The following is a 14,314-nucleotide window of genomic DNA, read 5'->3' on the forward strand; positions in this document are numbered from 1 at the left end:
GGGAAGCTGCTTGCAGTCACCAGCAGATCGATCTGTTGCTGGCCACTCCGCAAAGCCGGCCTTCTGCCCTTCAATGTTCGCTGCCGCTGGTCCTGCTGCTCGACGCGGAGCCGGCGGAGCCCCTGCATGGCGTCAGCGACTGGCTGGTCGCCGGGCAACTGAGCAGCGAAGTGCTGCGCCGCTGCCTGCGCTACGTGCGCGAGCGCTCCGGGCTGCAGAACACCCTGCAGCGCCTGGCCGAGCAGGACCCGCTGACCGGCATCGCCAATCGCCAGGGCCTGCATGCCCTGCTCGCCGCACGCCTGGGCGAGTGCGGCGGCAGCGGCCTGGTCCTCGGCCACCTTGACCTGGACAACTTCCGCCACGTCAACGACGCCCTCGGCCACCAGGCCGGCGACCGGCTGATCCTGCAGGTGGTCGCCCGCCTCAAGGAACAACTGGAAAGCGGCGACCACCTGGCCCGCCTGGGCAGCGACGAATTCGCCCTGCTGCTGGATACCCGCCACGATGCCCGGCGCGCCGAACGTGTCGCCGAGCGGATCGTCGACGCCCTCGGCGAGCCGTACTGGGTGGACGGCGAGAGTCTCCTGCTTGGCTGCAGCCTGGGCCTGGCCCGCGCCCATGCCGGGGATGGCGCCGATCCGCTGCTCTGGCACGCGCATATCGCCATGCAGCAGGCCAAGTCGTGCCAGGGCTGCACCTTCCATATCTTCGACGAACTCGGTAATCGCGGTGCGCGCAGCCTGGCGGACCTCGAAGGCGGTTTGCGCCGGGCCCTGCGCCGCGAGGAACTGGACCTCTATTACCAGCCGCGCCTGGACCTCAGCGATGGCCGCATCGTCGGCCTGGAGGCGCTGGTGCGCTGGCACCATCCCCAGCGCGGCCTGCTGGGGCCGGACGATTTCATCCCGCTGGCGGAGGAGAGCGGGCTGATCGTGCCGCTCGGCTACTGGGTGATCTCCCGCGCCCTGCGCGACATGCAATGGCTGCGCAAGCGCGGCCTGCCCGAGCTGCACATGGCGATCAACCTGTCGTTCCGCCAGTTCCAGGACAGCCAGTTACTGCCGACCCTGGAAAGGCTGATCGCCGAGCGCGGCATCGATGCCCGCTGGCTGGAGTTCGAGCTGACCGAAACCGCCGTGATGCGCCGCAGCGACCAGGTGCTGCGGACCATGCAGACGCTCAGCCAACTGGGCGTGCGCTTCTCGCTGGACGATTTCGGCACCGGGTTCTCATCCTTCGTCCATCTCAACAACCTGCCGATCACCCTGCTGAAGATCGACCGCAGCTTCGTCGGCGGCATGCTGCAGCGCCCGGCGAACCGTCAACTGGTGCGGGCGATGATCAACCTGGCGCACAACCTCAATCTCGAGGTGGTGGCGGAGGGGGTGGAGAACGCCGAGCAGCAGGCGCAACTGTGCCAGTTCGGCTGCGACCAGATGCAGGGGTTCCTGATCAGCCAGCCGTTGCCGCTGGAAGAGCTGGCGGATTTCCTGGAATTCGGCATGCGACAGGAACTCAGACAGCAGGACCCGGTGAGCAACTGAGTTCACCGGGCGATTCCGTGAGCAGTCGCGCGGTCTTCCATTCGAACGCCAGGCACAGTCCCAGCGCGGCGCCGGCCAGCCCCAGCGCCAGCCCCCACCAGACGCCGCTGGCACCCCAGCCCGCCGGGAAAGCCAGCAGCCACGCCGCGGGAACACCCACCAGCCAGTAACCGGCAAGGCCGACGAGGAAGGTGGTGCGCGCATCCTTCAGGCCGCGGATGGCGCCCATGGCGATGGTCTGGATGCCGTCGAACAGCTCGAACCAGGCGGCGATCGCCAGCAGTCCGACGGCGATCCGCAGCACATCGTGATTGGCGGAATCGCTGCGATCGAGGAACAGGCCCACCACAGCCTCCGGCGCCAGCCAGAACAGTGCGGCGAAGGCGAACATGCAGGTGGCGCCGAAGCCGATCCCCAGCCGCCCGGCGCGCCGCGCTTCGATGAGGCGGCCGGCGCCGTAGTGCTGGCCGATGCGGAAGGTCGTCGCGTAGGAAATCCCCACCGGCACCATGAACGCCACGTACACCGCCTGGATGGCGATCTGGTGTGCGGCCAGCTGGGTGCTGCCGATGGCGCCCATGCACAGCGCGGCGACGGTAAACATGCCGCCCTCCACCGCATAGGTGCCGCCGATCGGCAGGCCCAGGCGCAGGGTTTCGCCGATGGCGCGCAGGTCCGGACGCGTCAGGCCGGCCAGCAGCGGGTAGTCGGCATAGGCCGGGTGCCAGCGGATATACAGCGCCAGCAGCAGCGGCAGGGCGTTCATGACGATGGCGGTGACCATTCCGATGCCGGCCAGGCCCAGGCGCGGCAGTCCGAACCAGCCCTCGATGAAGGCGTAGTTGAGGCCGAGGTTGGCCAGCGCGCCGAGCATGCTGATGGCCATCACCGGGCCGGTCCGCTCGATGGCGCTGGTGAAGCCGCGCAACACCATGAAGGCCATGTAGCCGGGCAGGGCGAAGATGATGCTGTGCAGGAAACTCATGGTGCCGTGCACGGTTTCCGGCGCCTGGCCGAAGACCAGCAGGATCGCTTCGAGATTCCACAGCAGCAGCCCGGCCAGCAGCGCCAGTCCCATGCCCACCCACAATCCGGAGCGGGTGATCCGGGCGACGCCCTGTGCATCGCCGGCGCCATGGCGGATCGCGACCAGGTTGCCCACCGCCGCCACCACGCCGACGCAGAACATCGACACGAAGGAGTAGCTGGTGGCGCCCAGGCCGCCGCTGGCCAGGGCCTCCGGGCCGAGTTTGCCCATCATCAGGGTGTCAGTGAAGATCATCGCCACGTAGGCCAGCTGGGCGGCGATCAGCGGCCCGGCAAGGCGCAGGATGGCGGCGAGTTCACCGCGGTAGGGTTGCTTCATGGGATGAGTAAGGCTCAATGCGTGTGGGCGCGGAGATGCGCCACCAGTGCGTGATATCCGTATTGTCCCGCTGCCCGGCAGGTCGCCACAAAAGGAAAAAAGCGATGCTTTCCATGAGTTAGACTCATGGATCCATCCATCGAGCCATAGTCATGTCCCGCCAGTTGCCGCCCCTCTATGCCCTGCGCGCCTTCGAAGCGGCCGCCCGGCACGCTTCCTTCACCCGCGCCGCCGAGGAACTGGCGATCACCCAGAGCGCGGTGAGCCGGCATATCCGCACCCTGGAGGAGCATTTCGGCTGCCGCCTGTTCCAGCGCCGCGGCCGCCAACTGGAGCTGACCGAGCCGGCGCGCCTGCTGCTGCCCGGTCTGCGCGACGGCTTCGACTCCCTCGAACGCGCCTGCTCCAGCCTGCGCGCGGAAGAGGGCGTGCTGCGCCTGAAGGCGCCCTCGACCCTGACCATGCGCTGGCTGCTGGCGCGTCTCAGTGCCTTCCGCCTGCAGGGCAGCGACAACGAAGTGCAGCTGACCAGCGCCTGGATGGATGTGGACAAGGTCGATTTCGGCCATGAGCCGTTCGATTGCGCGGTGCTGCTCAGCGGCGGGCATTTCCCGGATGAGTGGGAGAGCACCCTGCTGTTCCGCGAATGGCTGATCCCGGTCGGTCCGCCGCAACTGCTTGGCGACGGCCCATGGGACGCCGAGCGGCTGGCGCAGGCGGAACTGCTGCACCCGACCCCGGACCGTCGCGACTGGCGGCGCTGGCTGCAGCGCATGGGGCTGGGCGAACAGGTCTCGCTGAAGGGCGGCCAGGTGTTCGACACCCTGGAACTGGGCATCGTCGCCGCGGCGCGGGGCTACGGGCTATCCATCGGCGACCTGGTGATGGTCGCCGAGGACGCCGCCCAGGGCCGCCTGGCATTGCCCTGGCCGAGCGCGGTGGCCAGCGGCGAGAGCTACTACCTGGTCTGGCCGAAGGCGCGGCGCAACCAGGAGCGCCTGCGCCGGCTGCGCGACTTCCTGCTGGCCGAGGTGCGGGTGATGCGGTTGCCGGAGGTGGAGTTGCGGGAGTGAGCAGGTGTCCGGCCCGTCGATGCCGCATTGGATTGTCCTGGGTGAATTCACAGAGGCGTCTGTCGACACCTGCAGAGCATTCGTACGCGCTCGCACCGTGAGCGCTCCCTAGACTCCTCCGCCCGCTTCACGGCCCGTTCGTCATGGGTGCCGTCCAACAAGGAGATGAGTCATGGAGGCCAGGCCTCTCGCTGCCGGCCAGTTGCGCCAGGCAATACTGTTCTTTGCCGTGCTGGCCTGCCTGCTGGCCAGCAAGGGGCTGGCGTTCATGCCCGGGTACATGCTCGATGACTACCTGCATACCGACCGCTTCGATGGGCGTGAGCTGGCATATCTGAGCCAGGGGCGCTTCACCGAGGCTGCGCTGCAGTTGCTGACGTCGTGGCTGGGCTTTCGCTGGACCGAACTCTATATCCTCAACCTCACCCTGCTGTTCCTGGCCTATGCATACCTGATCAGCCTGTTCGTCGGCAGTCTCGCGCCGGGGCCGCGCGCGCTGCCCGTCCAACTGCTCGGGGGCGGGCTGATCGCCGTGCATCCGTTCTTCACCGAGCTGGTCAGTTTCCGCGAGGCGGCGGTCAACTCGGTGTGCTTCGTCGGCTTTCTTTGCCTGTTCTTCCATGCGTGGCTGAGCATCGGGCCGCACCCTGGATCGCAGCGTGGCTGGCGTCTCCACGCCGGTGCCGCGGCAGCATTGACCCTGGCGCTGGGCGCCTACCAGGCGGCCCTTCCACTGGCGGTTTGCCTGCTGTTGCTGGTGACCTTCCAGCGTGCATTGGGGCGTGTGCGGGAACAGGGCGGATCGCTGTCTGTCGCCTGGCTGGTGCAGTGGCGACTACTGCTGCCGGTTCCGGCGGCGGTGCTGGCGTACGCCCTGGTCAATATCCTGATCGCCCTGGTGCTCCCCGTCGGCGCGGGCGATGCACGTGGGCGGCCCGCAGGTTTTGGCGAAATCCTCGGGCGCGGGCCGGACATCCTCGCCTTGCTGGCCGAACTGCTCTACGGGGGCTCGGCGTTCCAGTCACCGGCCCTGAGCCTGTTGTTGCTGCTCCTGCTGGGCGGCGGCCTGTTTTGCCTGTGGCGTGCATGCCGGAGCGCAGCGCTCCCGGCGCTGCTGCTGTTTCTCGCCCTGCTGCTGCTCTGCGTGGCGCCGTTGGCCATGGCTGGCGTCTGGTGGCCGGTCTATCGGGCCTTGCCGGCCGTAGGGTTCCTGGTCGGCGGCATGCTGACGCTGTGCCTGGGGCAGGGTGGGCGTCCACCCTTGGCTTTCCTCCTGCTCGGGGGGCTGGCCATCTGGGCACTGGCCGGTCAGAGCAACCGCATCCTGTTCGACCAGTGGCGGCTCAATCGCTGGGATATGAGCAAGGCGCAGCTTCTGGTTCATGACATCCAACGGCTGTATGGCGCCGACTTCCGGGAAGAGGTGAGCCTGATCGTCGGCCGAGGGAGGGTGGTGCACTCGACCCCTCTGGCGAGCGCCATGCGCGACCACGGGCGTTCCGCTTTCGATGTCGCCAAGGTCCAGTCCGGGCTGCTGCGCGAAGCCACCGGTCGACGCATCGGCGTGATCGCCGCTGACGAGCCGATGCGCGCCCTCTGCGATGGCTCGCCGATCTGGCCGCAGGAGGGGGCCATCCACAAGCGCGGCGATGTTCTGTACGTCTGCCTGTGATGCGGGCATGACGTTCCTGGATAAATGCTGGCGCAAACACGACGCTATCGGTCGTGATCGTCGCTGAATGGTCATCCTGCTTTGCTAGGGTCAATGCTGTGTTACGCAAAGGGAAGTGCTGAACGGCAGTCATCGCAGGTCCTGCTCCGCGATGTATCCAGTTCTTCCCCGACCCTCATGACCATCACCGGGGACCACCGATGAAACCACTTCATCACCTGACCGCCGCCCTGCTGCTGGGCGGGCTCGCCAGCACCGCCTTCGCCGCCACCGAGCTGAAACACTGGCCGGAGCCCGCCGCCAGGCAACTCGACGCGCTGATCGCGGCCAACGCCAACAAGGGCGCCTATGCCGTGTTCGACATGGATAACACCAGCTACCGCTACGACCTGGAAGAGTCGCTGCTGCCGTTCCTGGAAATGAAGGGCGTGCTCACCCGCGACAAGCTCGACCCGTCGCTCAGGCTGATCCCGTTCAAGGACGTCGGCGGGCACAAGGAAAGCCTCAACAGCTACTACTACCGGCTGTGCGAAGTCGACGACCTGGTCTGCTACCCGTGGGTCGCCCAGGTGTTCTCCGGCTTCACCCTCAAGGAGCTGAAGGGCTACGTCGACGAACTGATGGCCTACGGCAAGCCAATTCCCAGCGACTACTACGAAGGCGACGCAGTGAAACCGGTGGAAATCCAGCCGCCGAAGATCTTCAGCGGCCAGCGCGAGCTGTTCAACAAGCTGATGGAGAACGGCATCGAGGTCTACGTGATGACCGCCGCCCACGAGGAACTGGTGCGCATGGTCGCCGCCGATCCCAGGTACGGCTACAACGTCAAACCACAGAACGTCATCGGCGTCACCACGTTGCTGAAGAACCGCGAGAGCGGCGAAATCACCACCAGCCGCAAGCAGATCGCCGAAGGCAAGTACGACGAGAAGGCCAACCTGAACCTGGAAGTCACCCCCTACCTGTGGACCCCGGCGACCTGGATGGCCGGCAAGCAGGCGGCGATCCTCACCTACATCGACCAGTGGAAGAAACCGATCCTGGTCGGCGGCGACACCCCGAGCAGCGACGGCTATATGCTGTTCAACGGCCTGGCGGACAACGGCATCCACCTGTGGATAAACCGCAAGGCCAAGTACATGGACCAGATCAACGGCATGATCAAAAAGAACGCCGAGGCCCAGGCGAAACTCGGCCAGCCGGTAACGGCAGACAAGAACTGGGTGATCGTGACGCCGGAGGAGATTCTCTAGCCCGCTGCCGCGCGGTAATGCAACGCCTCCGCCAGATGCGTGCGGCTGATGTGCTCTGCTTTCTCCAGGTCAGCCAGGGTGCGGGCGACCTTGAGGATGCGGTGCAGGGCGCGGAGGGACAGGTCGAGGCGTTCGCCGGCGGATTCCAGCCAGGTCTGGTCCTCGCGAGCCAGTGCACAATATTGGTGCATGGATTTCAGGTCGAGGAAGGCGTTGGCGCAGCCTTGGCGGCGCAGTTGCCGGATGCGGGCGTCGGCGACCTGGCGGGCGAGTTCGGCGGTGCTGATGGCGCCGCCAGTGGGTGTCAGGCTGGTGCTTTCGCGGCTGACGGTCAGGTGCAGGTCGATGCGGTCCAGTAGTGGGCCGGAGAGCTTGGCGCGGTAGCGCTGGATCTGCTCTGGCGTGCAGCGGCAGCGGCCGCTGGGATCGCCGAGGAAGCCACAGGGGCAGGGATTCATCGCTGCGACCAGTTGGAAACGCGCCGGGAAGCGCACCCGGCCGTTGGCGCGGGCGATGATGATTTCGCCGCTTTCCAGCGGTTCGCGCAGGACTTCCAGGACTTTCCGGTCGAACTCCGGCAATTCGTCGAGAAACAGCACACCTTCATGGGCCAGTGTGATTTCGCCCGGCTGCGGTCGACTGCCGCCGCCGACCAGCGCGGCGGCGGAGGCGCTGTGGTGCGGTTGACGGAACGGTCGCTGCGGCCAGTGAGTCAGCGGTCCGCGCCCGGAAACCGAGTGGATCGCCGCAACCTGCAGCGCTTCGTCTTCATCCAGCGGCGGCAGCAGGCCGGGCAGGCGGCTGGCCAGCAGGGTCTTGCCGGTGCCGGGCGGGCCGCTCAGCAGTAGATTGTGCGAGCCGGCCGCGGCGACCAGCAGGGCGCGCTTGGCGGCCTCCTGTCCTTGCACGTCGGCGAGGTCGGGGTAGGGCGGCGTTTCCCGCAACAGGCCTTGCGCCTCGTACGGTTGCAGCAGGGTCTGGCCGCTGAAGTGCGCGGCGAGTTCCAGCAGATGGCTGACCGCGAAGACCCGCAAGCCGCTGGCCAGGCTGGCTTCCTCGGCGTTTTCCTTTGGCACCACAAGGGTGCGTCCGGCAGCGCGGGCGGCCAGGGCGGCGGGCAGTACGCCCTGGACTGGCCGCAGCGCGCCGGATAGGGCCAGTTCGCCCAGGCATTCGTACTCCTGCAGCCGATCGCCGGGCATCTGTCCGCCGGCGGCCAGGATACCGAGGGCGATGGCCAGGTCGAAGCGGCCGCCGTCCTTTGGCAGGTCGGCTGGGGCGAGGTTGAGGGTGATGCGCCGGTTGGGGTATTCGAAGCCGGCGTTGAGGATCGCGCTGCGCACGCGGTCCTTGCTTTCCTTGACGGCGGTTTCCGGCAGGCCGACCAGGGTCAGCGACGGCAGGCCGTTGGCCAGGTGCGCTTCGACGGTGACGCTGGGGGCTTCCACGCCCACCTGGGCGCGGCTGTGGACGATGGCCAGGGACATGGATCACTCCTTGATCGCATGCCGCCCGCGCGGTGGCTTATTCGGCGGGCGGGGTGAGTTTGGCTTCCAGTTCAGCGACCTTGGCTTCCAGGGCTTCGAGGCGCGCGCGGGTGCGGGCGAGCACCACCATCTGGCTGTCGAACTCGTCGCGGCTCACCAGATCTAGCTTGCTGAAGGCGCCTTGCAGCAGGACCTTGAACTGGGATTCCAGCTCGGCCTTGGGCAGTGGCGGCTCGCCGCCGAAGAGTCGGCCGGCTTGTTGGCTGATGGCATCGAGAAAGGCTTTGGGCGGGAGCATGGTGGCGTTCCGAGTGGGATCGGCCGGCAGTTTACCACGCGGCCTGTATCGGCGGCGGTGCCGGAGCCCCTTGCACGATTTTTGAGCAGGGGGTTGTCGGTCCATGCGCGCTTCTGGTGCGACGGATGGCGCCTGGCCAGCGCGCGTGGACGCTGTGTTTGCAGCAAGTGCCTGATGGGACGGGCGTTTCAGTGAATTGGCAAGCTTCCTGCTTTGGTGCTGGTATCGCGTGCACCGCTGCAGTTCGGTGCGGCAGGCGGAGCAGAGGATCGCTCCGAGGAGCGGCTGGATAGCGCCAGATGGCCGGGGTAGGGCGGTCGGCGCGTTACAAAGCCAGACACTGCGCTTAGACTTGTCCTGGGTTCGTTTTCCTGGGGCGAGTCCACCAAAACACGGGAGAGAGTTTCATGAAGCTAGTCACAGCCATCATCAAGCCGTTCAAGCTGGACGACGTGCGCGAGTCGCTGTCGGAGATCGGCGTGCAGGGCATTACTGTGACCGAAGTCAAGGGCTTCGGCAGGCAGAAGGGCCACACCGAGCTGTACCGTGGTGCGGAATATGTCGTCGACTTCCTGCCCAAGGTGAAGATCGATGTGGCGATTGCCGACGACCAACTGGATCGCGTTATCGAGGCCATTACCAAGGCTGCCAACACCGGCAAGATCGGTGACGGCAAGATTTTCGTAGTGAATCTGGAACAGGCCATTCGCATTCGGACCGGCGAGACCGGCACCGACGCGATCTAAGCCAAGCCAAACCGAACCCCCGCCCCAGGAGAAACAAAAATGACTCTGCGCAAGTACGCAGGGCTAGGAGCCCTTTTGCCCCTCGTAATGCCAGGCCTGGCCCTGGCTGCCGAGGAACCCGTACTCAATAGCGGCGATACCGCCTGGATGCTGGTCTCGACAGCGCTCGTGCTGTTGATGACCATTCCCGGCCTGGCGCTGTTCTACAGCGGCATGGTACGCGCCAAGAACGTGCTGTCGGTGATGATGCAGTGCTTCGCCATCACCGCGCTGATCAGCATCCTGTGGGTCGTCTACGGTTACAGCCTGGCTTTCGATACGGCCGGCATGGAAAAAGGTGTAACCAACCTCAGCTCCTTCATCGGCGGTCTGGACAAGGCCTTCCTCAATGGCCTGACGGTGGACAGCCTGACCGCTGCGTTCCCGGAAAGCGTCTTCGTCACCTTCCAGATGACCTTCGCCATCATCACTCCGGCACTGATCGTCGGCTCCTTCGCCGAGCGCATGAAGTTCTCCGCCATGCTGATCTTCACCGCCGTGTGGTTCACGCTGGTCTATGCGCCGATCGCGCACATGGTCTGGAGCGGCGACGGCGCCCTGATGTGGGACTGGGGCGTACTGGACTTCGCCGGTGGCACCGTGGTGCACATCAACGCCGGTGTCGCCGGTCTGGTGGCCTGCCTGGTGCTGGGCAAGCGCAAGGGCTACCCGAATGTCGCCATGGCGCCGCACAACCTCGGCTACACCCTGGTCGGTGCCGCCATGCTGTGGGTGGGCTGGTTCGGCTTCAACGCCGGTTCCGCTGCCGCCGCCAATGGCACTGCCGGCATGGCCATGCTGGTTACCCAGATCGCCACCGCCGCCGCCGCCCTGGGCTGGATGTTCGCCGAGTGGGTCACCCACGGTAAGCCGAGCGCCCTGGGCATCGCTTCCGGCGTGGTCGCCGGCCTGGTCGCCATCACCCCGGCTGCCGGTACCTGCGGCCCGATGGGCGCCATCGTCATCGGCCTGGCTTCCGGCGTGATCTGCTTCTTCGCTGCCACCAGCCTGAAGCGCGCCGCCGGCTACGACGACTCCCTCGACGCCTTCGGCGTGCATGCCATCGGCGGTATCGTCGGCGCCCTGCTCACCGGCGTGTTCGCCGCGCCGGCCCTGGGTGGCTTCGGTGCCGTGGAAGACATCGGCGGGCAACTGTTCACCCAGTTCAAGGGTGTCGCCTTCACCATCATCTACACCGGCATCGTCAGCTTCGTGATCCTCAAGGTGCTGGATATGGTGATCGGTCTGCGGGTCACCGAGGAAGAGGAAACCGTGGGTCTGGACCTCTCCCTGCACAACGAACGCGGTTACAACCTGTAAGACAGTCGGTCGTTTGCCAGAGGGCGCCTACGGGCGCCCTTTGTTTTTTCCTACGCCACGCTAGAATGCGCCCGCATCGTTATCCCAGACGAGGCGACACCCTGCGATGTGGCAACAGACCCTGATCACCTTGCGGCCCCGGCCGCGCGGTTTCCACCTGGTCACCGACGAGCTGCTGGCGGCGCTTCCGGGCCTGGCGAATTGCCGGGTCGGCCTGCTGCACCTGCTGCTTCAGCACACGTCGGCATCGCTGACATTGAACGAGAATGCCGATCCCTCGGTACGCCGGGATTTCGAGCGCTTCTTCAATCGCCTGGTGCCGCAGGACGAGGGTGGATACGAGCACGATTACGAGGGGCCGGACGACCTGCCCGCGCACTTCAAGGCGAGTCTGCTGGGCTGCCAGCTGACCCTTCCGGTACAGTCCGGACGCCTGGCGCTGGGCACCTGGCAGGGCATCTACCTGGGCGAGCACCGTGATAGCGGAGGCCCGCGGAAGGTTCTGGCGACCCTGCAGGGCGAATCTGTATGAATTTTTTCCAGCGGCGTTCGTCAAAGCGCGCAGCTGGGCTATAACTAACCTGCTTTGCAGCACCATGAGGTTGAACAATGAGTGACGAAGAACTGGAACAAGACGATCTGGACGGTGCCGATGAGGACGATGGCGAGGAGCTCGCCGCGGCCGACGATGGTGACGTGGAGAGCGCCGACGGGGAAGAAGCCCCTGCTTCCGGTGGCAAGAAAGCCAAGGCTGCCGTAGAAGAAGAGGAACTGCCCTCGGTCGAAGCGAAAAAGAAAGAGCGGGATGCCCTGGCCAAGGCGATGGAGGAATTCCTCTCGCGCGGCGGCAAGGTGCAGGAGATCGAGCCCAACGTGGTCGCCGATCCGCCGAAAAAGCCGGACAGCAAGTACGGCAGCCGCCCTATCTGATTCGCTCGCGGTTACCCCGAGCCTGTCCTCCCCGAAAGGGGAGCGGCAGGCTTTTTTATTTCTTCTCCAGTAGGTTGGGCTTCGCAGCACGTAGGTTGGCGCTGAACGCAGTGAAGCCCAACAATGCCAAGGGGGATGTTGGGCTTCGCAAGCTCAGCCCAACCTACAGATCAGCGTAGCGTTGTCAGTACTTTCGGCAGCTCGGCCAGGTTGCTGATCACCGCGCTGGGCGGTTCCTCGCCTTCCCACGGTTTGCGTGCCGGGTTGAACCAGATCGCATGCAGGCCGGCGCGGCGGGCGCCGGCGATGTCGTCGCTGGGGTGGTCGCCGATGTGCACTGCTTGCTCGGCGGGCACGCCGGCGCGCTGCAGGGCTTCGCGGAACGGGCGCGGGTCGGGCTTGCCGATGCCCAGGTCTTCGGCGCAGAGGGCGAACTGGAAGTAGTCGGCCAGGCCGAGGCGGCGCACGTCGGCGTTGCCGTTGGTGAGTACGCCGAGGATGAAGCGGTTGGCCAACTGTTCCAGGGTGGGCTGCGCCTCGGGGAACAGGCTGACCTGGTGGCGCGCGCTGAGGAAGGCCTCGAATGCGGCCTCGGCCAGGTCCCGCGCTTCCGCCGTGGGGTAGCCGGCTTCCTGCAATGCATGCAGCAGGATTCTGCGGCGCAGCTCGCTGATGCGGTGCTTGAGCATTGGTTCCTGCTCCAGCATCTGCGCTCGAATCGCCCAGAGGTGTTCGATCGGCAGCGGACCGAGCATGGCTGCGTTGACCGCCAGCCAGTCGCGCAGCGCGGCTTCCGCGCTGTGGATGACCGGGGCGACATCCCACAGCGTGTCGTCGAGGTCGAAGGTGACCAAGCGGATGCTCATTCTTCTGCTCCTGTGTCATCGGGGCGCTTACTGCGGCGGGCGCGGGGATGGGCGCTGTCGTACACCTTGGCCAAGTGCTGGAAGTCCAGGTGAGTGTAAATCTGTGTGGTGGCGATGTCCGCGTGGCCAAGCAGGTCCTGCACCGCGCGCAGGTCCTGGGACGACTCCAGCATATGGCTGGCGAAGGAGTGCCGCAGCATGTGCGGGTGCAGGTGCTGGCCGAGCTCGCGCACGCCGGCCTCGCGCACGCGCAGCTGGATCGCCCGGGGCGTCAGGCGCTTGCCGCTGCGGCTGATGAACAGCGCGCCATCCGCCGGATTGGCCAGGGCGCGCAGCGGCAGCCAGGCCTCGATGGCCTGGCGGGCGAGGCGTCCGACCGGCAGTTCGCGGACCTTGTTGCCCTTGCCGAGCACGCGGACCATGCCGTCCTTCAGGTCCAGCCACTCCAGGTCGAGGCCGACCAGCTCGGACAGACGCAGGCCGGAGGAATAGAACAGTTCGAGCAGGGCGTGGTCGCGGCGGGCGATGAAGTCGTCCTCGATGGCGCCGTCGAGCAGTTGCGTGGCGCGGTCGACGTCCAGGGTCTTCGGCAGCTTGCGCGCGCCCTTCGGTGCGGACAGGCCATCCGCCGGATTGTGCCGGCAGCGGCCTTCGCGAATCAGGTACTGGTACAGCCCGCGGGTAGCCGACAGCAGCCGCGCCAGGCTGCGACTGGACAGCCCCTGCTGGTGCAGGCGGGCGACGAAGGCGCGCAGCTCGCGGACCGTCAGCGCCTGCCAGGTGCCGATGCCGGCCTTCTCGCAGAGCGCCAGGACTTTGCCCAGGTCACGCTGGTAGCCCTCCAGCGTGTGCCCGGAAAGCTGGCGCTCGCTGTGCAGGTGGCCGATGAAGGCGTCGAGGTCGTCTTGCATGGAGCTCGCCCCGTGGCTGGCTGCAAGCGACAGGGCTTGCAGCGTATGACTTGCCGCGTGTTGCCGCTCTTATCGAACCGAGCGCAGCGGCATGGAAAAGCGCGGCAGGACGCGAGCCAGGACTTCGGCGACGTAGCCGAGGAACAGGGTGCCGAGGGAGCTCTTGTAATGCTGCGGGTCGGGGCTGCCGATGGCGAGTACGCCGTGCAGGCCCTGGAAGGTCAGCGAAACCACCGCGGCCGAGCCGATATCCCCGCTCTCGCCCTCGCCGAACAGGAACGCCAGTTCGTGGGGACGCAGCACGCCGCACACGGTCTTGCCGCCGGACAACAGGCCGCCGATGGCCTGGTGCGCTTCGCCGCTGCTCACCGAGCGGCCCACCGGCAGGCTGCTGTCGCTGAACAGGATCAGGCTGACGTAGGGCACCTGGAACTCGTGGCGCAGACTGTCCTCGACGGTGCTGACCACATCTTCCAGGCTGGTGGCGTCGAGCAGGTCGAGCACCAGGCGGCGGGTCTTGTCGAACAGCCGGTCGTTTTCGCGGGCGACGTCCATCAGTTGCGACAGGCGATGGCGCATCTCGATATTGCGTTCGCGCAGCATGCGCACCTGCCGCTCCACCAGCGACACGGCATTGCCGGGCTGGTGCGGGATGCGCATTTCCGGGATCAGCTCGTCATGCTCGACGAAGAACTCCGGGTGCTGGCGCAGATATTCGGCGACCTGCTCGGCATCGAGCGAAACGGCGGGTTCCAGGGTTTTCTCGGTCATAAGCGTCTCGGTTGGCGGGCTGTCGCGCGCTATGC

General features: G+C 66.3%; 12 protein-coding genes and 2 pseudogenes. 8 read left to right on the forward strand and 6 right to left on the reverse strand.

From position 1 onward, the window contains the following. Positions 1–194 precede the first annotated feature (194 nt). Positions 195–1,406 (forward strand): annotated as a pseudogene (locus JFY56_RS13020) (putative bifunctional diguanylate cyclase/phosphodiesterase); the annotation flags it as partial. A 49-nt stretch (positions 1,407–1,455) separates the two neighbouring features. On the opposite strand, the pseudogene JFY56_RS13025 reads toward JFY56_RS13020, so the two are convergent. Beyond that, positions 1,456–2,913, reverse strand: a pseudogene (locus JFY56_RS13025) (NorM family multidrug efflux MATE transporter). Between the two features lie 152 nt (positions 2,914–3,065). Here JFY56_RS13025 and JFY56_RS13030 point away from each other — a divergent pair. From JFY56_RS13030 to JFY56_RS13040, 3 genes are all read left to right on the forward strand, one after another. Beyond that, entirely contained in the window at positions 3,066–3,986 is a 921-nt protein-coding gene (locus JFY56_RS13030) for a LysR substrate-binding domain-containing protein (protein WP_208314173.1), read from the forward strand. A 172-nt stretch (positions 3,987–4,158) separates the two neighbouring features. Next, positions 4,159–5,658, forward strand: a complete 1,500-nt coding sequence (locus tag JFY56_RS13035) for a glucosyltransferase domain-containing protein (protein ID WP_208314174.1) — start codon at positions 4,159–4,161, stop codon at positions 5,656–5,658. A 200-nt stretch (positions 5,659–5,858) separates the two neighbouring features. Beyond that, on the forward strand, positions 5,859–6,911 hold the full coding sequence (locus JFY56_RS13040; protein ID WP_236032587.1) for a haloacid dehalogenase-like hydrolase: 1,053 nt from the start codon (positions 5,859–5,861) through the stop codon (positions 6,909–6,911). On the opposite strand, the gene JFY56_RS13045 is transcribed toward JFY56_RS13040, so the two are convergent. Together JFY56_RS13045 and JFY56_RS13050 are read right to left on the reverse strand one after the other, a co-directional pair. After that, positions 6,908–8,398 (reverse strand): YifB family Mg chelatase-like AAA ATPase, encoded by a 1,491-nt coding sequence (locus tag JFY56_RS13045; RefSeq protein ID WP_208314175.1) that lies wholly within the window; start codon positions 8,396–8,398, stop codon positions 6,908–6,910. The two genes, JFY56_RS13040 and JFY56_RS13045, sit on opposite strands and share 4 nt — an antisense overlap. Before the next feature lie 37 nt (positions 8,399–8,435). After that, a complete protein-coding gene (locus JFY56_RS13050) occupies positions 8,436–8,696 on the reverse strand; it encodes an accessory factor UbiK family protein (protein ID WP_208314176.1) in 261 nt (86 codons plus the stop codon). 407 nt (positions 8,697–9,103) lie between these two features. Between JFY56_RS13050 and glnK the strand changes: the two genes are divergently transcribed. From glnK to sutA, 4 genes are all read left to right on the forward strand, one after another. Continuing rightward, positions 9,104–9,442, forward strand: a complete 339-nt coding sequence (gene glnK / locus JFY56_RS13055) for a P-II family nitrogen regulator (protein WP_003457590.1) — start codon at positions 9,104–9,106, stop codon at positions 9,440–9,442. A gap of 39 nt (positions 9,443–9,481) precedes the next feature. Then, a complete protein-coding gene (locus tag JFY56_RS13060; RefSeq protein ID WP_208314177.1) occupies positions 9,482–10,801 on the forward strand; it encodes an ammonium transporter in 1,320 nt (439 codons plus the stop codon). A gap of 106 nt (positions 10,802–10,907) precedes the next feature. Next, complete coding sequence (locus JFY56_RS13065; RefSeq protein WP_208314178.1) at positions 10,908–11,333, forward strand: secondary thiamine-phosphate synthase enzyme YjbQ; 426 nt, start codon at positions 10,908–10,910, stop codon at positions 11,331–11,333. 77 nt (positions 11,334–11,410) lie between these two features. After that, complete coding sequence (gene sutA / locus JFY56_RS13070; RefSeq protein ID WP_208314179.1) at positions 11,411–11,731, forward strand: transcriptional regulator SutA; 321 nt, start codon at positions 11,411–11,413, stop codon at positions 11,729–11,731. A gap of 170 nt (positions 11,732–11,901) precedes the next feature. Here the strand turns inward: sutA and JFY56_RS13075 are convergent, their stop codons facing one another. The 3 genes from JFY56_RS13075 to JFY56_RS13085 all read right to left on the reverse strand — a co-directional run bounded on the left by JFY56_RS13075 (position 11,902) and on the right by JFY56_RS13085 (position 14,279). Next, complete coding sequence (locus JFY56_RS13075) at positions 11,902–12,597, reverse strand: HAD family hydrolase (protein ID WP_208314180.1); 696 nt, start codon at positions 12,595–12,597, stop codon at positions 11,902–11,904. Continuing rightward, positions 12,594–13,508, reverse strand: coding sequence for a tyrosine recombinase XerC (xerC, locus tag JFY56_RS13080; protein ID WP_208314181.1), 915 nt, complete (start codon positions 13,506–13,508; stop codon positions 12,594–12,596). Before xerC ends, JFY56_RS13075 begins: the two co-directional genes overlap by 4 nt. Positions 13,509–13,577: 69 nt before the next feature. Further along, positions 13,578–14,279, reverse strand: a complete 702-nt coding sequence (locus JFY56_RS13085) for a DUF484 family protein (protein WP_208314182.1) — start codon at positions 14,277–14,279, stop codon at positions 13,578–13,580. Between the last annotated feature and the right edge of the window lie 35 nt (positions 14,280–14,314).

Source organism: Pseudomonas schmalbachii (genome assembly GCF_017589465.1).
In the GTDB taxonomy this organism is placed as follows: domain Bacteria; phylum Pseudomonadota; class Gammaproteobacteria; order Pseudomonadales; family Pseudomonadaceae; genus Pseudomonas; species Pseudomonas schmalbachii.